The sequence below is a fragment of the Bacillus sp. TH50 genome (assembly GCF_016650565.1).
Taxonomy (GTDB): domain Bacteria; phylum Bacillota; class Bacilli; order Bacillales; family Bacillaceae_G; genus Bacillus_A; species Bacillus_A mycoides.
Genome location: NZ_JAEKFM010000003.1, coordinates 1,547,233 through 1,568,351 on the forward strand (window position 1 = coordinate 1,547,233; position 21,119 = coordinate 1,568,351).

The 21,119-nt window shown below is 34.7% G+C and carries 19 protein-coding genes; 7 read left to right on the forward strand and 12 right to left on the reverse strand.

The window, feature by feature from the left end:
• Positions 1-42 precede the first annotated feature (42 nt).
• Positions 43-2,331, forward strand: a complete 2,289-nt coding sequence (gene metE, locus JFU23_RS07910) for a 5-methyltetrahydropteroyltriglutamate--homocysteine S-methyltransferase (RefSeq protein WP_002014819.1) — start codon at positions 43-45, stop codon at positions 2,329-2,331.
• A gap of 40 nt (positions 2,332-2,371) precedes the next feature.
• On the opposite strand, the gene comJ is transcribed toward metE, so the two are convergent.
• Positions 2,372-2,761 (reverse strand): competence protein ComJ, encoded by a 390-nt coding sequence (comJ, locus tag JFU23_RS07915; protein ID WP_002088359.1) that lies wholly within the window; start codon positions 2,759-2,761, stop codon positions 2,372-2,374.
• Between the two features lie 39 nt (positions 2,762-2,800).
• Entirely contained in the window at positions 2,801-3,235 is a 435-nt protein-coding gene (nucA, locus tag JFU23_RS07920) for a DNA-entry nuclease (RefSeq protein ID WP_002014817.1), read from the reverse strand.
• Between the two features lie 236 nt (positions 3,236-3,471).
• Between nucA and JFU23_RS07925 the strand changes: the two genes are divergently transcribed.
• Positions 3,472-4,215: a DUF3967 domain-containing protein gene (locus tag JFU23_RS07925; protein ID WP_002033817.1), complete on the forward strand. Its 744-nt coding sequence runs from the start codon at positions 3,472-3,474 to the stop codon at positions 4,213-4,215.
• 59 nt (positions 4,216-4,274) lie between these two features.
• Here JFU23_RS07925 and JFU23_RS07930 read toward each other — a convergent pair whose 3' ends face one another.
• A complete protein-coding gene (locus JFU23_RS07930; protein WP_002014814.1) occupies positions 4,275-5,549 on the reverse strand; it encodes a sensor histidine kinase in 1,275 nt (424 codons plus the stop codon).
• A gap of 309 nt (positions 5,550-5,858) precedes the next feature.
• On the opposite strand from JFU23_RS07930, the gene JFU23_RS07935 reads away from it, so the two are divergent.
• The gene (locus tag JFU23_RS07935; protein ID WP_000929276.1) at positions 5,859-6,059 is read left to right on the forward strand and encodes a hypothetical protein; all 201 of its coding nucleotides are present in this window, start codon (positions 5,859-5,861) and stop codon (positions 6,057-6,059) included.
• Between the two features lie 234 nt (positions 6,060-6,293).
• Positions 6,294-7,457, forward strand: a complete 1,164-nt coding sequence (locus tag JFU23_RS07940; protein WP_002033816.1) for an aminotransferase A — start codon at positions 6,294-6,296, stop codon at positions 7,455-7,457.
• Between the two features lie 13 nt (positions 7,458-7,470).
• Here the strand turns inward: JFU23_RS07940 and JFU23_RS07945 are convergent.
• The 5 genes from JFU23_RS07945 to JFU23_RS07965 form a co-directional block, all read right to left on the reverse strand.
• A protein-coding gene (locus JFU23_RS07945; RefSeq protein WP_374191743.1) for an IS1182 family transposase occupies positions 7,471-8,933 on the reverse strand; the annotation gives its coding sequence in 2 pieces (ribosomal slippage) (positions 7,471-8,372 and positions 8,372-8,933; 1,464 coding nt in all).
• 119 nt (positions 8,934-9,052) lie between these two features.
• Positions 9,053-10,084: a maltose operon transcriptional repressor MalR gene (malR, locus tag JFU23_RS07950; protein ID WP_002014809.1), complete on the reverse strand. Its 1,032-nt coding sequence runs from the start codon at positions 10,082-10,084 to the stop codon at positions 9,053-9,055.
• A 282-nt stretch (positions 10,085-10,366) separates the two neighbouring features.
• Positions 10,367-11,209 carry a maltosaccharide ABC transporter permease MalD gene (gene malD, locus JFU23_RS07955; RefSeq protein ID WP_002088365.1) on the reverse strand — a complete coding sequence of 281 codons (843 nt, stop codon included), beginning with the start codon at positions 11,207-11,209 and terminating at the stop codon, positions 10,367-10,369.
• Positions 11,210-12,511: a maltosaccharide ABC transporter permease MalC gene (malC, locus tag JFU23_RS07960; RefSeq protein WP_002088367.1), complete on the reverse strand. Its 1,302-nt coding sequence runs from the start codon at positions 12,509-12,511 to the stop codon at positions 11,210-11,212.
• 76 nt (positions 12,512-12,587) lie between these two features.
• Positions 12,588-13,847, reverse strand: coding sequence for an extracellular solute-binding protein (locus JFU23_RS07965; protein ID WP_201031712.1), 1,260 nt, complete (start codon positions 13,845-13,847; stop codon positions 12,588-12,590).
• Between the two features lie 324 nt (positions 13,848-14,171).
• Here JFU23_RS07965 and JFU23_RS07970 point away from each other — a divergent pair, with 324 nt between their 5' ends.
• The gene (locus JFU23_RS07970; protein WP_201031713.1) at positions 14,172-15,932 is read left to right on the forward strand and encodes an alpha-glycosidase; all 1,761 of its coding nucleotides are present in this window, start codon (positions 14,172-14,174) and stop codon (positions 15,930-15,932) included.
• 38 nt (positions 15,933-15,970) lie between these two features.
• Here the strand turns inward: JFU23_RS07970 and malL are convergent, their stop codons facing one another.
• Positions 15,971-17,647: an oligo-1,6-glucosidase gene (malL, locus tag JFU23_RS07975; RefSeq protein WP_087955296.1), complete on the reverse strand. Its 1,677-nt coding sequence runs from the start codon at positions 17,645-17,647 to the stop codon at positions 15,971-15,973.
• Positions 17,648-17,925: 278 nt separating this feature from the next.
• On the opposite strand from malL, the gene JFU23_RS07980 reads away from it, so the two are divergent.
• The gene (locus tag JFU23_RS07980) at positions 17,926-19,026 is read left to right on the forward strand and encodes an ABC transporter ATP-binding protein (protein WP_002066938.1); all 1,101 of its coding nucleotides are present in this window, start codon (positions 17,926-17,928) and stop codon (positions 19,024-19,026) included.
• Positions 19,027-19,095: 69 nt separating this feature from the next.
• Here the strand turns inward: JFU23_RS07980 and JFU23_RS07985 are convergent, their stop codons facing one another.
• From JFU23_RS07985 to JFU23_RS07995, 3 genes are all read right to left on the reverse strand, one after another.
• Positions 19,096-19,605: an SDR family NAD(P)-dependent oxidoreductase gene (locus JFU23_RS07985; protein ID WP_002033807.1), complete on the reverse strand. Its 510-nt coding sequence runs from the start codon at positions 19,603-19,605 to the stop codon at positions 19,096-19,098.
• Positions 19,606-19,670: 65 nt separating this feature from the next.
• Positions 19,671-19,769 carry a hypothetical protein gene (locus JFU23_RS07990; protein ID WP_002142992.1) on the reverse strand — a complete coding sequence of 33 codons (99 nt, stop codon included), beginning with the start codon at positions 19,767-19,769 and terminating at the stop codon, positions 19,671-19,673.
• 299 nt (positions 19,770-20,068) lie between these two features.
• The gene (locus JFU23_RS07995) at positions 20,069-20,524 is read right to left on the reverse strand and encodes an RDD family protein (protein WP_002033806.1); all 456 of its coding nucleotides are present in this window, start codon (positions 20,522-20,524) and stop codon (positions 20,069-20,071) included.
• 131 nt (positions 20,525-20,655) lie between these two features.
• Between JFU23_RS07995 and JFU23_RS08000 the strand changes: the two genes are divergently transcribed.
• Positions 20,656-21,087 (forward strand): DUF3997 domain-containing protein, encoded by a 432-nt coding sequence (locus tag JFU23_RS08000; RefSeq protein ID WP_002033805.1) that lies wholly within the window; start codon positions 20,656-20,658, stop codon positions 21,085-21,087.
• Positions 21,088-21,119 lie beyond the last annotated feature (32 nt).

Below are 21,119 nucleotides of genomic sequence, written 5' to 3' on the forward strand. Positions count from 1 at the left end.
AGTAAACGGAAATGCTTACTTTCAATTAGGGAGGAATTTAAAATGGCAATTCAAACAAGTAACTTAGGTTATCCACGTATCGGACTACAACGAGAGTGGAAAAAAACATTGGAAGCTTTTTGGTCCAATAAAATTGATGAAGAACAATTTTTAACGACAATGAAAGAAATTCGCCTTCAACACGTCAAAGTACAGCAAGAAAAGGGAATTGAATTAATTCCAGTTGGCGATTTTACATATTATGACCACGTTCTGGATACGGCCTACATGTTAGGATTCATCCCGTCACGTTTTTCAGAGTTTACCTCTTACCTTGATGTATATTTTGCAATGGCACGGGGCTCTAAAGATCACGTTGCTTCTGAAATGACAAAATGGTTTAACACAAACTATCATTACATTGTTCCTGAATATGAAGAAGGATTACAAATCTCTTTAAAAGACAATCGTCCTCTTCGTTTATATGAAGAAGCGAAAAAAGAGTTAGGCGTTGATGGAAAACCAGTTATTTTAGGCCCTTATACATTCCTAAAACTGGCAAAAGGTTATAACGAAGAGCAATTTGCCACTATTTTAAAAGAGCTAGTTGCACCTTATGTACAATTATTCTCTGAATTACACGCAGCTGGAGCACAAATTATTCAAGTTGACGAACCAATCTTCGCATCTTTAACAAAAGATGAAATTAATCAAGCGAAAGAACTTTACGAAGCTATTCATAAAGAGGTTCCAAATGCGAATCTTCTTCTACAAACATATTTTGATAGTGTAGAAGAGAACTATGAAGAAATTATTGCATTCCCTGTTTCTGGTATTGGATTAGACTTTGTTCATGGCAAAGAAGGTAATGTAAATGCTATTTCAAAATATGGATTCCCAGCTGATAAAATTTTAGCTATCGGTTGTATAGATGGCCGTAACATTTGGAGAGCTGATCTTGATGATGTACTTTCTTTATTTACAACATTACAAAATCAAATCACAGCAAAAGGTTTAATTGTTCAACCTTCTTGTAGCTTATTGCATACTCCAATTGATAAAACGGAAGAAACTCACTTAACAAGTGAATTATTTGATGCACTTGCATTTGCTAATCAAAAATTAGAAGAACTAGTCCTTATCCATTCTGCTCTTACTAAAGGTGTAGAAAGCATCAGTAGCGATTTAACAACATATCGTAATGCACATCATGCAATCCGCTCATCAGCTGCACGTAATCGTGAAGATGTAAAAGTGGCACGTACATCACTTAAAGAAGATGATTTCTCACGTCCTCTTCCATTTGAAAAACGATATGAACTACAGCAAGTAGCTTTACAATTACCGTTGTTACCAACAACAACTATTGGTAGCTTCCCGCAAACATCTGAAGTTCGTCAAACACGTAAACAGTGGCGTAACGGCGATATTACAAATGAACAATATAATCAATTCATTGAAAAAGAAACTGCAAAGTGGATTCGTTACCAAGAAGATATTGGTCTTGATGTACTAGTACACGGTGAATTCGAAAGAACTGACATGGTGGAATATTTTGGAGAAAGACTTGCTGGTTTCTCCTTTACTAAAAACGGATGGGTACAATCATACGGTTCTCGTTGCGTAAAACCACCTGTTATTTATGGTGATGTTGCCTTTATAAGTGGAATGACTATTAAAGAAACTGTATATGCACAAAGCTTAACAGAGAAAGTAGTAAAAGGTATGCTAACTGGACCTGTCACTATTTTAAATTGGTCATTCGTTCGAAATGATATTTCAAGAAAAGAAGTATCATATCAAATTGCATTAGCACTTCGTCATGAAATTGAATTACTTGAATCTTCCGGAATTAGAGTAATCCAAGTCGATGAACCTGCACTTCGTGAAGGTATGCCGTTAAAAGAAAAAGATTGGGATGCATACATTACATGGGCAGTTCAATCATTCCTTTTAGCAACATCTTCTGTAGAAAATGAAACACAAATTCATACTCATATGTGTTATAGTAACTTCGAAGATATTGTAGATGCAATTCGAGCGTTAGACGCAGATGTTATTTCTATCGAAACATCAAGAAGTCATGGAGAATTTATTAATACATTAAAGCATACAACATATGAAAAAGGAATTGGTCTAGGGGTATATGATATTCATAGCCCACGTGTCCCAAGTAAAGATGAAATGTTCACAATCGTAGAACAATCTTTACAAGTATGTGACCCTAAATATTTCTGGATTAATCCAGACTGTGGTTTAAAAACACGAAGAACTGAGGAAGTTATACCTGCTTTAGAGCACATGGTTCAGGCAGCAAAAGACGCTCGTTCTCTCCTAAAAACAAACGCATAATAAAAAAACGTGTTATCCTTTTGAAGGATAACACGTTTTTTTATTCTACACTCTCAAAATAGAAGTCGTATTGTACTTTATACAATTCATCGTCTGATGGCTCTTCAAGAGGAGTTGCCTGCAAGACTATCATATATTCCCCGTTCGGAATAGGAATATGATATTTATTAGAAAGAATACTTGTTATATATACTTCTTCATTCTTCACTGTGAAAGGAACTGATATCGTTCTAACCACTTCTTCTTTCTCAATATGATTTCCACAAGTAACTTCCACTTCACAAGTATAGTCAGAGATTGCTTCAAAAATAATAGCTCCATCCACCTCAGCATAGCCTCTTTCAAAATCTTCAGGAGTCCAATCTACATAAGGCTGCTGACCATCATAGTTCATTATCATTAATTGCGAATATGAAATTGTTAATTCCATAACTATCCCTCTCCTCCACTATGAAATGTATGCCAATTACTATTTCACTTCAAATTTCACACGCGTACCATCTGGATATTTGTCTAGCTTATTCCCTACCCAAGAACCTGCACCGCGGTTATCTGCTGGACTTATATATTCAATATGAGCTCCTTTTCCGCCTTCCTTACACATCGCCATCGGCCATTCATCACGATCATAACCTTTCTTCGTCGGATATGGCGCTAACGATAATTTCCTTCTATCCGCTGCACCATTACGATCAATTGTACACATTTCCGAATGTCCTTCTTTTATAGCATCCGTTATATGTTTCCCGGTCTCTGGATATCGTTCTTTCGGGAACTCTAGAATTTGATCATACGTAGTTGTTTTTTTAGTACTTGTCTCCTCTGGCACAAGTACTTCATATACTGCTACCAAAAGAGAAAGAATTGCAATAATTGAAATGATAATACCTTTAAATTGCTTCATGTGTACCTCCGTGTTCCTACCAATTTCTTTTCCTCAGTTATTATAACAAACTTCTTCTATGTATGTTTTCAGACATTATTTTAGCTCTTCCTCTCCATTCCGCCAAAAACATTCATTTTTCTTCATCTTTTCACTAATGCTGTAGAAAACTAATAACCTTCCGACATTCTTTTTCAAAGGAAGTCCACATAAAAGGTTGAAATGATATATACGATACTTTTTGGGGAGGAACTATCATGGAAGCTATTTATAAAACGAAAGATGTTACAAATAAAACAGGTATCCCAAAACATATAGTCCGAAAATATAGCCAACTCTTAGAGGAACACGGTTATATCATTTCAAAAACAGCTGATGCTCGTATTTATAAATTGGATGATTTAAAACTATTGAAATCTATACATGAAAGAGCTGCTACATTACAAGAAGACATTTCAGAAACAATACCTATTATTTTAAAAGAAAAAGATGCCCCACCTGTACCTGTTATTCAAGATAAACAAGAAGTGCAACCAAAAGAAGATGGGCGTAACTTTGAGGAGTTCATGCTAAAACTTGAAATGCTTGCTCAATTAAATGAAGCAATTATTCATCAAAACTCTACTCTCATTACACAAAATCGTTTAAAAGACGAGAAATTAGATGAACTAATGCAACAAGTTTATGTAAAAGAAGGCTCACAAGAAAAAATGTTACAAGATCTAGTTGTTCACGCCGCTCAAACAGATGCACTCCAAAAAGAAAAAATGGACTTATTAATGAATCATATGTATAAGCGAGAATCCAAACAAGAAGAAAAAATGAATAAACTTGTCAATCAAATTTACAATAAAGATAGCAACCGTGATACACAACTTATGCAAGTTATTCGCGAAATTCAAGAAACAAAAAGATTAGTCGCCGCCTCAAAAGAGCAAAGCTTCTTTCAATCATTTAAAAGTTTATTCGTTCGAACAAAACAAGAAAAAATAAATGAATGAAATTTTGTATCTTTTTCTAATGCACGATAAAATAAAAAGTTACCTTCTATCGGTAACTTTTATTCCTTATATCGTACAGCTGGCAATATAATAATAGCTTCAGTTCCTTTTCCGCTTTCACTTTTATATTCCAATGTGCCATTATGCGCTTGTAAAATACTAAATGTTACCATAAGGCCTAATCCTGTTCCTTTTTCTTTTAAAGAATAATACGGTTGTCCAAGCCTTACTAACTGTTCTTTTGTCATTCCAACACCACTATCTTTAACTCTTATTATTATCAATTCATCTTTTTGAATAGCTGTTACTTTTAAATACCCTTTGTTTCCTTGAATTGCTTCAATACCATTTTTAACAACATTCATAATAGCTTGCTTCAATTTCGTCTTATCGCCGATAGTATAAAGGCTCTCAGAAATCTCAACTTGCAAATAAACGCCCTGCATCGCTGCAAATGATGACATAAGAGTTGTCATTTCAATTAATTGTGCTGATAAACAAATATGTTCTTTTTTTTCAATTTGAGGCCTTGCTAAATTTAAATAATCTGAAATAATCTGTTCAGCACGATCCAGTTCAGCTAATACGAGACGCATATAATCTTTGTTTTTTACGTCTTCCGTACTCTCTAGCAATTGAATAAACCCTCGTACAACAGTGAGAGGGTTTCGAACTTCATGTGCAACACTTGCAGCTAACTCACTTACAATATTAAGTTTTTCTGATTTTTGCATTTCTGTACGCAATAATGCATTTTCGTTTAAATACTCAGTCAAATACACTTGAAATACCATTGTCATAACCATAATAAGTGATGCAAATATATACCCACTATATAGATTAGATATGTACGGTGTAAAACCTGTTTCTAAAAGGACATTCAACATCCCGACTACTAATGAAACAAGAACATAAAATGATGCAATCATAAAAGCTAATATTAGCTTCTTATCTCTTGAAAAAAGAGACCATTTCTTTGACAAAAATAATGGAATTATCGAAAGAAATATAACTTCTACCATAGGCAACCAACTAAGCCCCTTAAAAATCCATTCATATGCAACATAAATAATGGCAGGGATGAGCCCAACAATCCCACCATATAAAAAACCACTAACAATTGGGACTGGATGAAAATTGTATCCGCAAACGGTACCAAAACAAATAGAGTATGTCATGGAGAGAACGAGTGTAACGCTAGATAAAAACATAATAAAGTAGCGATTAGGCTTCGGAAGCATTCCTTGATAACGATTTAAACGAATCGCTTCATATAAAAATAGTGGTAAAATAATGATGGCAATTTGGATCATTAAATCACGAATCAGCTCCATAGCCTCTCATCCCCTATATGTATTTTGATATGATTATATCATTTTATAAGTCTATTTGTTTCAAAATTTTGATTTTTCTTAACATCTTTGTTAATTATTTGTTAACAACTAATAATAAATGTTACAAATTTCTGAAATGATTGTAAACCCTGTACCAAATTTCCTTCGTGCAGTATACAATGAATACGGATTACAAAGAAAATAAAAAACACTTCACTAGACGGACAACTATCGCAAAATACAGCATATAATCCATACTATCTATGTTTACAAATAAGTGATCATTACTTTAGTAGGAGGAAGATAAATATGGCGGGTACTACGCTTGTTTTAAAAGAAGAAAATTTGGTTGTGCTAGAAAACGTTGAAAAATCAGTATACGAAGAATTGCAACATAAAGCAGGGGACGAAGACTGTACATGTGCTGTAAATGAATCCGTTGTCCATCTTGGCAAAGTATCTTCCGTACTTTGGAACGAAGATGAAATAGATTGGGAATACGGTTATTAAAAAGTCGCTTGCAGCGGCTTTTTTTGTGTTTATACTTAAGTGAAACTTTAATTAACTCACACAGCTTATACTCTTATAGAAATTTGAATCCTCACATAATTTCTTACTTCCACTGAATTTTAAGATACAATTCTTATCTTTCACAAATAGCGGGGGAAATTTTATAAACAAAGCGTAATAGTTGAAAATATGATAAAATGAACTTAATTTTCAAACGGAAGAAAGGGAGATACAATGGAACAATTCATTAATCCTAGAGTGAAGGACATCCAAATTTCTGGAATCCGTCAGTTCTCTAATATGATTCAAAACTATGATAATCTTATCTCTTTAACAATTGGGCAACCCGATTTCCCTACACCTTCTCTAGTAAAAGAAGCAGCTAAACGGGCCATTACAGAAAATTATACAAGCTATACACATAACGCTGGTTTACTAGAATTACGCAAGGCAGCTTGTAACTTTGTAAAGGACAACTACAATTTACATTATTCGCCTGAAAACGAAACCATTGTTACAATCGGTGCTAGTGAAGCGATCGATGTTGCATTCCGAACTATTTTAGAACCAGGAACGGAAGTAATTTTACCTGCTCCTATTTACCCTGGTTACGAGCCGATTATTCGACTATGTGGTGCAACTCCTATTTTTATAGATGTTCGCGAAACTGGATTTCGTTTAACAGCTGAAGCATTGCAACATGCAATTACAGAACGAACAAGATGCGTCGTTTTACCGTATCCTTCTAATCCAACTGGTGTTACCTTATCAAAAGAAGAATTAGAAGATATTGTATCTGTCTTAAAAGATAAAAATATTTTCGTTCTTTCTGATGAAATTTATAGTGAACTTGTATATGAAGAAAAACACACATCTATCGCTCATTTCCCAGAAATGCGTGATAAGACGATTGTCATTAACGGCTTATCAAAATCACATTCTATGACCGGCTGGCGTATCGGACTTTTATTTGCTCCAGAATATTTAGCAAAACACATATTAAAAGTTCATCAATACAATGTTACATGCGCTACTTCAATTGCTCAATATGCTGCAATCGAAGCTTTAACAGCTGCTAAAGATGCACCGAAGATGATGCGCTATCAATACAAAAAACGCCGTGATTACGTGTATAATAGACTCATTCAAATGGGTTTAACGGTTGAGAAGCCAACAGGTGCATTTTATTTATTCCCATATGTTGGACATTTAACATCTTCATCATTTGATTTTGCACTTGATCTTGTAAAAGAAGCTGGGCTAGCCGTTGTTCCTGGAACCGCATTTTCCGAATACGGAGAAGGCTACCTTCGCCTTTCCTATGCTTACAGTATCGAAACTTTAAAAGAAGGCTGTGACCGTTTAGAAGCCTTTCTAAAGAAAAAAGCTAAGAGTTAAACTCTTAGCTTTTTCAGAGTGTTGGGAAACCCTTTAGGGTTCCCAACACTCTGGAATCTTTTTTGATTTTAGCGAAAGAAAACAACAAAAAATAGTAGAATTTAGAAAAATAGCCCTCCACCAACCCCTTTTTGGTTAGATGGAGGGCTATTTTTTTCATGTTTTGACAAGCGGCGGTGAGGTAAGCCTGCATTTGGACAGATTTCAGCCCTCGAAACCGAGCATATCGATAGCCATGTAGTTCTTTTGCATCCGCAAAGCTTCGCTCTATAGTTGAACATCGTACTTTATACAACTTTTTCCCTGTAGCTGTTAGTTTGTTTTTTCTAGCGATATCTTTATATTTCTCCCATATATGATGGGTGATAACTTTTTGTTTTTGTTTCTTTGAAAAGCATACCTCACGTAGCGGACAAACAGCGCAGTCTTCTGGATTCGATTTATATTGACGATATCCTTCGCGATCCGTTGTCGCATATTCTAAAATACATCCCATCGGACAAGCAAATGCATTCATTTCTTCTACATATTTAAATTGGCTTTTCGGTACTTCTTTATTTCTCTTTCCAAATCGGCGATACCCCATCACCATAAATATATTTCTTTCTGATAACTTCTTACAGATATATCCTGTAAAATAGCCTGCATCAAGAGCTACAGCTTCCACTTCAAACCCGAATTTATCAACTTGAGCTTGTAGACGTGCTAAATACGGCTCGGAATCTGCCATATTTCCAGCCGTTATATAGGTATCTGTAATAATATTGTACTTCGCATCAGTCGTACGATGATCTAAAAAATGAAAACCGTTCGGTTTTCCATCTCTCATTAAAAATCCACTATCTGGATCCGTTGTACTTATCCGAGTTTTTTTAGTAGGGGTATCACTTTCCTTTCTAGGTTTTAATTCTTTTTTCCGTGCGCCTCACGATCTTCGATTACCGCAGCTTCTAGTTCATCTATATAGAACTTTGCCTTTTCTTTTTTATATTTATGTACAAATTTATTTTTATTGGCATTGGCCTTAATGTGTGTGGAATCTGTCATCAACGCACGTCCTCCTACCATACGGCGCTCCGTCGCTTGTCTCACAATCTCATCAAAAATTTCTTCGAAAATATTTGTATGAACGAAACGAGTACGGCGATTCCAACTGATTGTAGAATGATCTGGAATTGTATCTGATAGAGAGAACCCTAAAAACCAACGGTAGGCAATGTTCGTTTTAATCTCCTTTTCCAATTGACGCTCAGAACGAATACCATAAAAATATCCAATAAACATCATCTTAAATAAAACGATAGGATGGATTGACGGACGGCCATTGTTTTCACAATAATAAGGGCGTAACTTCTCCTCAATAAAATCAAAACTAATTGTCGCTTCAATCGCACGAAGGAAATGATCTTGTGGAACCAATTCTTCTACAGAAACAGATACACGCTCGTCGCGATGATTTTTTAAAGCACCCATCATAAGAAATCTCTCCTTTTCCTCTTTTTTATCAGTGTTGACACATAAAAAGAGGTTCAGACACAAAAATAGGCTGTGGAGAAGGCTTTCTCCACAGCCTGAAAAAGCTAAGAGTTAAACTCTTAGCTTTTTGTTGCATAATGATCACAAGTTTGACGCTTCAATAATTTATGCGGAATAATAATGCATTTTGAAGTAGATTCAGAATGCTCCACCTTATCAACTAAAGCTTTTGCCGCTTCATACCCTAATTGATAAATATTCACATCAACTGTCGAAAGTGGTGGACTAGCAATTTCTGATAATAAAGCATTGTTAAAGCTTACAATCGAAACATCTTTCGGTACAACAAATCCTTTTTTAGAAAGCGCACTTAACACGCCAAGTCCAATTAAATCATCCGTTGCCATAATTGCCGTCGGTGGTTGCTTTAGTCCCATTAATTCCTCAACAGCCTGTTGACCACTCTCTCTTGAAAAATCAAAGTGTAAAATATACTCTTTCGGCAATAGAATATCTGCTAGTTTCAAAGCATCACTCATCCCCGCCAAACGATCTCTCGTTACAAGTAAATCTGATCCACCGCCGATGAATGCGATTTGTTTATGGCCTAATGAAATCAAATATTCCGCTACTTCTCTTGCAGCTGTATAATTGTCATTATCTACATATGTAATTTCATCTTTTCGATCATATGGTTTTCCAATTAAAACAAACGGGAAGTTTTGGTCATGCAAGTATTGAATAATCCGATCGTTCTCTCTTGAATATAAAAGAATAATACCACCGATTTGACGCCCTTGTACCATTTTTACAACACCATTAAAAATTTCATCTTCCGTTTCACCAGTCGACATATAAAGCGCATACCCTTCCACATGTGCAAATGAACTAATTCCTCTTATAACTTCTGGGAAAAACGGATTTTGAAAAGCTTTACTTGCAGAACTCGGCATAACAAGACCAAGTGTCTTCGTCGTTTGGTTCGCAAGGTTTCTTGCATTTAAATTTGGATGATACCCTAATTCACTCATTACTTTTCGAACACGGCGCTTTGTCTTTTCACTTATACTTGGATTATCAGCAATTACACGAGAAACAGTTGATGGTGCTACGTTCGCCTTCTTCGCCACATCTTTAATTGTAACTGTCATAAAAATCCCCTCCTTTCACTTCTCTGCCATTTTCATATATTTTATCTTGCATCCGTTGCAAGTCATAGGAGAAGTCATAAACTGTCATTTATTTATTCTATCTTGCAAAACTTATCATATTCTCCCTCTCCATGTATTGTAAGGGATATAGCTCTTTTTTCCTATACTATAATATACTATTTATTTCACTTCTTTTCATATGCGATGTCAAATCTCTTTTCATCTCTCTATAATTTTTTTATAGAGAGATGAAAAGAAAAATGGGACATAATGTCCCATTTCTCATCCTTTCGTACCTCCAGCTGTTAAACCAGAAATAAAGTATTTTTGTAGTGATAAGAATAAAATCGAAATCGGGATTGCAATTAATACGGAACCAGCCGCAAACGTCGTAAATTCATTACCAAATTTCTTCGCTACCATTTCATAGAGTCCGACTGCTAAAGTGTAATTTTCCGGCGTGCGTAAAATAATACTTGCTAAAATGAAATCTGTAAATGGACCGATGAAAGTGAATAATGCTACAACCGCTACGATTGGCTTTGCAAGCGGCATAATGATTTGCCAAAAAATACGGAAGTGTCCTGCTCCATCCATGCGGGCTGACTCATCCAACTCTTTCGGAATCGTATCAAAATACCCTTTCATAAGCCAAGTATTCATTGGAATTGCTCCACCTACATAAATTAAAATTAATGCAAGATGTGTATCAATTAATCCTGTTAACTGCGCTAATACGTATAGTGCGATTAACGCTGCAAAGTTCGGAATCATTTGTAGAATTAAAAATGTTAATAAACCATTTTTTCTTCCGACAAAACGATATCTCGAAAATGCATAAGCAGTAAAGCTAATTGCTAACACCGAAAAAATCATCGTCATAACACTAACTTTTAACGTATTTTTATACCAAAGTAAGTAATTACTTGAATCAAGATCAAGTAGCTTACGATAATGATCTAACGTAGCATTTTTTGGAATAATGCTAGAACCGGACAAACTATCTCCTGGATTAAACGATGAACCAATAATCCATAGTAATGGATAGAAAATAATCGCACACATTATGAAGATAACCAAATAACTTAATGAAAGACGTAACATCTTTTGTCGTTTAATATTCATTTACATCATATCCTCTTCTTGGAATGATTTTGTTCTCTTAAATTGCCATAACGCAACTGTAATAACGATTAACGATAAAATCATTGTAAGAGCTGCTGCTTTTCCGTACTGCGCTGAAGTCATCGTTAACTTATAAATCCATGAAATTAAAATATCCGTTCCACCTGCATCTTGCCCCGCCACAGCAGGACCTCCGCCGTTAAATAGATAAATGATACTAAAGTTATTAAAGTTAAACGTATATTGTGTAATTAAAATTGGTGCTGTTGCGTATAAAACAAGTGGCAATGTAATTTTGCGGAACTGTTGCCAAGCAGTTGCTCCATCTACTGTAGCCGCTTCATATAATTCTCCTGGAATCGATTGCAATATACCTGTTGTCATTGCAAATACGAATGGGAAACCGAGCCACGTTTGGATCATAATTAAAGCAATCTTCGCCCAAAACGGATCTGTCATCCAAGCAATCTTTTCAATCCCGAATAAAGCTAATACTTGATTATTAATTGCTCCAAATGTTTCATTAAACATACCCGAGAAGACAAGAATAGATACGAATGCTGGAACAGCCCACGGTAAAATGAAGATTGTTCGAATAATTGCCTTACCTTTAATACCAGGCTGATTTACGATAATCGCTAAGAAAATACCAAGTGCAACTTGTAATGTTGTTGCAACAAATGTCCAAATGACAGTCCAAGAAAATACACTTAAAAATGTCTCTCTCCACATTGGTAATGTGAAAATATCAATAAAGTTTTTAAAGCCCACCCAATCTACTAATTTAGCTGGAGGAGAGTGATATAAGTCATAGTTCGTAAATCCAATTAAGATTACAAAAATGATTGGAAATACAACTACAAAGATTAGTAATAGAAATCCTGGTGAAACCATTAAATATGGAAAACCTTGATCTAATAAGTTACGGTATTGCTCTTTTACTGAGTTTAATGGTGTTCCTATATCACGTTTCTTCCCATTTTGGTATGCATCATATAAGTTAAATCCATATATTCCGAGTCCAAACACTATGACGATAAGTGCCAAAATCCCTTCTACTAATAGAAAGACAGAATGGTCACGTGGAACTTCTGTACCGAGCGTTACAATTCCCCATAATCCCATATTTAACAAATCAGCAAATGCTACAATAAATGAACCTGTTAATACTAGAAAAATAAGACCTTTTACAAATTGTTTATTATATATTTGGCCCATGCCTGGAATAATAGATAACATGGTCGCCATTTTCCTATGTTTCGAACCGTTCATATCTTTCATTGGTTCCATAGATGTTTGCATGTTCCTTCCCCCTTTTTTCTTCCTACTTGGAAGGGAGAGAATTCGTGCCTCTCCTATTAGAGGCACGAATTTCACCTTATTTTTTCTTACTATGATTTGCCTCAATATTTCCTTTAATTTGTTTCACTGCACTATCAAGCGCGGATTTTGGTGCCTCTTTTTCTGTAACAACTAACTGAAGAGCGTCTCCAGCTGGTTTCCATACTTCTTGCATTTCTGGAATATTCGGCATTGGAATTCCATTTTCTGATTGAGTTGCAACTGCTTTTGCAGCTTCGTTATCTTTAATAATCGGATCTTCCATTACTGATTTTACTGGAGGAATTTCTTTTGTCTTCTCAAATCGAATTTTTGCATTTTCTTCATTTGTTACCCACTCAGTGAACTTTGTAGCTAAATCATTTTGTTTAGAGAAGCTTGTTACATGCCATCCTTTTACCCCAACAAATGTTTTCATCGGTTGACCATTTGGTAATTTCGGCATTGGAGCAACACCATAATCAATTCCGTTCTTTTCCATCGCTTGGAACGCCCATGGTCCATTCATAATAGATGCTGCTTTTCCTTCATTGAATAATCCGTCAGCAGCAGGTCCACCAGATTCACCGATAATACCTTTCGGGAATAACTTTTCTTTGTACCATTTTTGAAGATATTCAGCACCTTGTACTGCTCCGCTATTATTTAATCCAACATCACTTGCATTTGGCTTTCCGTCTTTCTCACCAAATACATATCCGCCCATACCTGCCATAAACGCGTTAGCAAAGTAGAAGTTATCTCCTAATGTTAAAAATCCGTACTTGCCATCCTTCGTAAAGTCTTTTGAGAAGTTAAATAGCTCGTCCATCGTTTCTGGAGCTTTTTGCATTAATTTTTTATTGTAAATAAAAATTGGTGTTTCAATTGCTTTTGGTAAACCATATAATTTCCCGTTGTATGTTTGTGCCTTTATTGATAAGTCAGTAAATTTACTCTTCACAGTATCATCTGCTTTTACTTCAGAAAGTAAGCCTTCTGTTACTGCATTTCCGATTTGATCGTGTGGCAATGTTACAACATCTGGTCCCGTCCCCGCTGGTCCATCAAGACGTAACTTTTTCACTTGATCTGTCATTTGCATTTCAACAACTTTTACTTTTACTTTATATTTTTCCTCAAAGCTTTTCACTGCTGGTTCTAAACCAACACCTTTTTTATCATCTTCCCAAACGAGAAGATCATAGTCTTTCTTCGCTTTACTTTCCTCTTTTTTTCCTGAATCTTTCGGTCCACATGCAGATAACATGCCAATTGACAATGCTGAAATCGTTAATAGTGATAATGCTTTCTTCATCCCAAAAACCTCCCTAAATTGTCTATGTACCTCTTTAATTGAAAACGTTTGCATTTGGTTGTTTAATAGAAGCGCAAACAATATCTAAATCTATGAAAACGTTTGCGCTATTTGTCTATCATTATACATCCTTTTATTCATTTTGCAAATATTAATTTTCAAAATAATCTTATCACACTCTTTATTCATTGACTTTACATAAAATGAATACTACTCTTATAAGCAATATTAAAGTTATGTGGAAGGCAATCGTTTGCAACATAATCTTTATTATTTCATTTACGGGAACTATATGTATAGAGATATTAAAGGGGGATTTTCTATATGCTTAAAGAAGCGATCTATCATAGGCCAAAAGATAATTATGCATACGCTTACGATGAAAAAACAATTCACATCCGAATACACACAAAAAGAGATGATGTTCACAGCGCCGCTCTCATCTACGGGGATCCGTACGAATGGCAGGACGGGAAATGGATTACAGCAAGTATACCAATGAAAAAAACCGGATCTACTGAGTTATTTGATTATTGGTCGGTTTCAATCAAACCGAAATTTAAACGCTTACGTTATGGATTCGAATTAAAAAACGACGTAGAAACTCTTATTTATACAGAACGAGGATTTTTTTCTAATATCCCAAATGACGATGTCGGTAACTTTTTCTGCTTTCCATTTGTTCATGCAAAAGACGTTTTCAGGGCACCATCCTGGATTAAAGACACAGTATGGTATCAAATTTTCCCGGAACGATTCGCTAACGGGGATAGCACATTAAATCCAGCAAACACCCTCCCTTGGGGAAGTACCGAACCAACTCCAACTAATTTTTTCGGCGGAGATTTTGCTGGTATTATTCAAAACCTTGATTACCTTGTGAAGCTTGGAATTTCCGGAATATATTTCACTCCTATTTTCAAAGCTCATTCGAATCATAAATATGACACAATTGATTACATGGAAATCGATCCACAATTTGGGACGAAAGAAACTTTCAAAGAACTCGTCCAGGCGTGTCATAAACATGGTATAAAAGTAATGCTCGACGCTGTTTTTAATCATAGCGGGTACTTCTTTGATAAATTTCAAGACGTGCTGGAACAAGGTGAAAATTCCGCCTATAAAGATTGGTTCCATATTCATGAATTTCCAATTATAACCGAGCCACTTCCTAATTATGATACTTTCGCATTTACACCGTATATGCCTAAATTAAATACAGCACACCCAGATGTAAAAGAATATTTACTTGAAGTAGGGCGTTATTGGGTAAGAGAATTCAATATAGACGGTTGGCGCCTTGATGTAGCAAATGAAGTCGATCACAGTTTTTGGAGAGAATTCCGAAGTGAAATAAAAGCATTAAATCCTGAAGTATATATTTTAGGTGAAATTTGGCACGATGCACTCCCATGGCTACAAGGTGACCAATTTGATGCTGTAATGAGCTATCCTGTTACAAACGCTCTACTTTCTTACTTTGCTAACGAATCCATTCATGCAAGTGAATTTATGAAACAAATTACTGATTCTCTACATTCCTACTCTATGAATGTAAATGAAGCGGCATTTCATTTATTAGACAGTCATGACACACCTAGAATTTTAGCAACATGTAACGGGGATAAAAATAAGTTAAAGTTACTCTATGTATTTCACCTTTCTTTCATCGGTTCTCCTTGTATTTATTACGGCGATGAAATCGGTATGGATGGTGGAATGGACCCTGACTGCCGCAAATGTATGATATGGGATGAAAAAGAACAAGATACTCTTTTATTTACACATATACAAACATTAATTTCATTACGGAAACAACATAAAGCATTTGGAGGAAATGGTACTTTTCAATTCATTGAGGCAAATGATGAACATAATTATATTTCTTATACAAAAACATATGAAGATGAAACTATCTTTTTCGTTTTAAATCCTACTAACAGTGAAGTTACAACTTCACTCCCTCTTCATATTACCAGGAAGAAAATAATTAACATTTATACAAACGAAGAATTTTCAGCGGAAGCAAGTGTATTACAAGTTACACTTCCACCGTATGGATTCTCTATTTTAAAATGGTAATAGTAAAAGCCTTATGCCAGAGTGGCATAAGGCTTTTCTTATTTCAATTTAAATACCATTGCTTCATACGGTCGTAATGTAATGTTTTCTATCAATACATTTTCTACATCATAATTGTGTATTAATAACTCTGCTTCACTATAAATAATGTCCTCAGGCAATTCAAATACACATTCATCTGCAGTAAAGTTTGCAATCACCAGAAGCTTTTCTTCTCCATATGTTCTTACATAAGCAAAAATAGAAGGGTTATTTTCTAATATTAAATCATATGTTCCATACACAACTATTTCATTGTTTTTACGTAATTCAATCAATTTTTTATAGTAATAAAAAATTGATTCTTCATCTTGGATTGCCTGTTTCACATTAATCTCTTTGTAGTTAGGATTTACCGCAATCCAAGGCTCACCCGTTGTGAATCCAGCATGTTCTCTATCATCCCACTGCATCGGAGTTCTAGCATTATCTCGGCCCTTTATATATATAGACTGCATCACTTTATCTATATCTTCGCCGCGCTCTATAACTTTCTCTTTATACATATTTAGTGTTTCAATATCTCGGTATTCATCAATTGATTCAAATCGAACATTTGTCATTCCGATTTCTTCTCCTTGATAAATATATGGTGTCCCTTTCATCATATGAAGTACTGTCGCTAACATTTTCGCTGATTCAGTATGATAAGCTCCATCATTACCAAAACGAGATACAACGCGAGGCTGGTCATGGTTATTCCAATAAAGGCTATTCCATCCTGTTTGTTCTAATGCTTTTTGCCACTTTGTTAAATTTTGTTTCAAAGTAAGAAGTGAGCATGGTTTTACATCCCATTTCCCACCTTCTCCGGAATCTAAATCCATATGTTCAAATTGGAATACCATTTGTAGTTCTTTTCTAGCTTCCCCTGTATACAATTTAGCCTCTTCTGTCGTTACACCAGGCATTTCTCCAACCGTCATAATGTCATACTGAGACAATACGTCTTCATTCATTTCATGCAAATACTTATGAATATTCGGACCGTTCATAAAATGTTTATGCCCTGAAACATATCCTTCTTCATCCGTTTCAACAGCTGGTAAGCCATCTTCTTTAGAAATAAAATTAATAACATCCATACGGAACCCATCAATTCCTTTTTCTAACCAAAACTTCATCATGTCATAAACATCTTGTCTTACCTTTTCATTATCCCAGTTTAAATCTGGCTGTTTTTTAGAAAACAGATGTAAATAATATTCATCTGTCATCTCATCATATTGCCATGCAGATCCACTAAATGCTGCTCCCCAGTTATTCGGCTCTTTCCCTTCTTTTCCAGGGCGCCATATATAATAGTCTCTATATTTATTATCTTTCGATTTACATGATTCAATAAACCAATTATGTTCATCTGAAGTATGATTAACAACTAAGTCCATCATAAGTTTCATATTACGTTTATGCATTTCATGTAATAGTTCATCCCAATCTTCCATTGTTCCGAACTCGTTCATAATTTTACAATAATCACTTATATCGTAACCATTATCATCGTTTGGAGATTCATAGACTGGTGATAACCAAATTACATCAATACCTAATTCTTTTAAGTAGTCTAGCTTCGCAAGAATACCACGAAGGTCACCTATACCATCACCATTACTATCCATAAAACTACGAGGATAAATTTGATATACTACACTTTCTTTCCACCATTGTTTTCCCATTATGCTACCCCATTTCATCTATACTATTGATTCTTTTTTCTTTTTTTTAAAGCGCAAACGTTTTCATTACTGAATGATAACAGATTCTATCCAAATTTAAAATAGCGCTTACAATATTTATTTTCTTTTTCTAATAAAACATGTGAAACTTATTATATATTCATAGGAATAATGAAAACGTTTTATTTTTTTATAGTGTTTTTATTTCTTTTTTGAATCTATTCGTTTATAATAAATTCAAAGAAAACGTTTGCATAAACTTTCTAGGGGGAAATATCATGGCAGAACTTAAATTAGAAAATATTTATAAAATATATGATAATAACGTAACAGCCGTAACAGATTTTAACTTACACATTCAAGATAAAGAATTTATCGTATTCGTTGGTCCTTCTGGATGCGGAAAATCTACAACACTACGAATGGTAGCTGGACTTGAAGATATTTCAAAAGGAGAATTTTCAATTGATGGTAAGCTAATGAACGATGTTCCTCCAAAAGATCGAGATATCGCAATGGTCTTCCAAAACTACGCTCTTTATCCACATATGAGTGTGTATGATAATATGGCATTTGGATTAAAACTTCGAAAAATACCGAAAGATGAAATCGACCGTCGAGTGAAACATGCAGCTCAAATTTTAGGGCTTGAACAATATTTAGATAGAAAACCGAAAGCTTTATCAGGTGGACAACGTCAACGTGTTGCATTAGGTAGAGCAATTGTTCGAGACGCAAAAGTCTTCTTAATGGATGAACCATTATCAAACTTAGACGCTAAACTACGTGTTGCAATGCGATCAGAAATTTCTAAATTACACCACCGCCTTGGCACAACGACAATTTATGTAACACATGATCAAACTGAGGCAATGACAATGGCTTCACGCCTTGTTGTTATGAAAGACGGCAAAATCCAACAAATTGGAACTCCAAAAGAAGTATATGAAACACCTGAAAATATTTTCGTTGGTGGTTTTATCGGTTCACCCGCAATGAATTTCTTCCGTGGAAAATTAACTGAAACCGATTTCGTTATAGACAGTTCACTAAAGTTTAAAGTATCTGAAGGGAAAATGAAGTTATTACGCGAACAAGGCTATGTAAATAAAGAAATTGTTTTAGGTATTCGTCCAGAAGATATTCATGATGAACTATTATTTTTAGAAGCTTCACAAGCTACTACTTTCACAACGAAAATTGAAGTTGCAGAGTTGTTAGGGGCTGAATCCATTTTATATATGAAACTTGGAAATCAAGATTTTGCAGCACGTGTTGATGCAAGACATACTTTTTCACCTGGTGACCAAATTAAACTTGCTTTTGATATGAATAAAGCACATTTCTTTGATAGCCAAACCGAACAACGTATTCGTTAAAAAATAAAGTTCTATAATAGAACATACAAAAAAACCGTCCACATATATACTGGGGGCGGTTTTCCATTATTATACTAGGGCTTCTATTGTATGAAATGATTGTCCTCTCGTGCTAATAATACCAAAAACAGGTAAATCACTAAGCACCACTTCTTCTTGCTGTTTCATAAAAGATGACGTTAATTGTTTTATCTCTATCCAAACGTCATTAATACAAAGTACATTGGAATCGTTCTCTTGTTGGCGAGAAAAAATAGAATCTATTTTATATAGACCAGCATTTTGAAAAAGCATATCAATACGACTGTATGCCTCCATAGCAAAACTAATAACACGTTGCCAATCTCCTTGTTTCCCCATATCGTAGGATACAAAAAGTGCTTCTCCGCCTAAATCCGTAATTTCCTCGGCTGTTGCTTGTCCACTTTCTTGATCAATGTCCGTCACAATTACTTTTGCGCCTTGCTTAGCCAACAAAAGAGCTGTACTACGTCCAATACCGATGCCACCACCAGTTACAATGGCAACTTTTCCTGCAAGCTTCATTTTCATTACCCCTTCTATATGTCTTACCGTCATTCAGTATACTCCTTTATTAGATTAGTCCGCAAGCAGGAAAAGTTTACTCCACAACTTGTAAGCGATTACTTTTCTGTTTCTTTTTTTTTCTTACTATTATATTGATCGAAGGTTAAACCAATAAAAATAAGAATTCCCCAAAATATTAAGCTACCTCCAGTCATTCCAAATCCCCCTTTGTTATATAACGATATTATTTATATCCATTATATCATTATCTTAATTTTCAATCTATTCAAAACGAAAATAGGATGTTTGAATTAGCTACAGCTTCTTTAAACATCCTTCCGTAATATGGAAGGGACTATATAGGAGATATCCACCCTATATCAATTCCATTTATCTAATTTTATGAAAAAATAAGAGAATGATGAAATTTTTCACGAAATTAAAAATAAGACTTTTTATATACAAACGATAAAAAGTCTTATTTCATTAGTAGCACGTATAATCTAAATATTAATTATACAAGACTCATCACTTTCGTCTTTGCAATTAAATCATGGAAGCCACAATTATCTTTGCGGAATAACATCATATATACATTGCATATTAATGGAACTCCAAGTAATAATATGCTTGGTAATAATAATACCAAAAATCGTATTATTAATGTTTGTAACGTTAGTTTTTCACTTGTTAACGAGATTATTTTTGTTCTTGTTACCTTTTTACCAAGTGTAGAACCGTTCCAAAGAAAAGGTAACAGAATAAAATTTATAGCCATTAATACGAAAACAAGTGTAAGGTCATATCTATAGTCACCTAAACTTATATTAAAACGATCAAAAATAGCACTATAGTTTCCTGTAATAATAGCTACTACTGCACCGTACGTAACCGAGATTAAAAACATGTCAATAAGGGAAGCACCTATGCGATTCATTACAAGCGCTGGACGATGCATCTTTAACTTCATTTTGTGTCGACTCCTTCATATCCTTCTTTACCCGTTTCATCGTACCACTTCTAAAAAACATTGTAAACTGGCGTTTCGCTTACTTTTCTTGTACAATGTGTTACAACAGCATTATAAAGGAGGTTCCCATATTGAAAAGATGGATAATCCTATTTGCCGCACTCTTATTAACAGGTTGTACAGGCAATACAAACCATTTAACTTATACAATTAACGATGAATATGAACTCATCCATACTTCTGGAGATGCATTTGAACTTTTCCCCTCTCAGGATGCTGTATATGCTACACAATACATCCCTGCAAAGATTACAGAAATTGCTTGGGACGATAAATACATTATCACAAAACAAATTGAGGAAAAATCAGATCCAAATAATCCTGACGCAGCAATTACAAATAAAAAAAGTGAACATTATTGGATTATCGATGTAAAGCATAATAAACGATTCGGTCCTTATAATGAAAAACAATTTAACGAGCAAAAAGATGCTTTTAAAATTACAGTACCTTTTCAAAGTGTAGATTCATATGTGAAAGAACTAAAAAAACAGTCAGCATAACTTTTTATGCTGACTGTTTTCGTTTAAATACA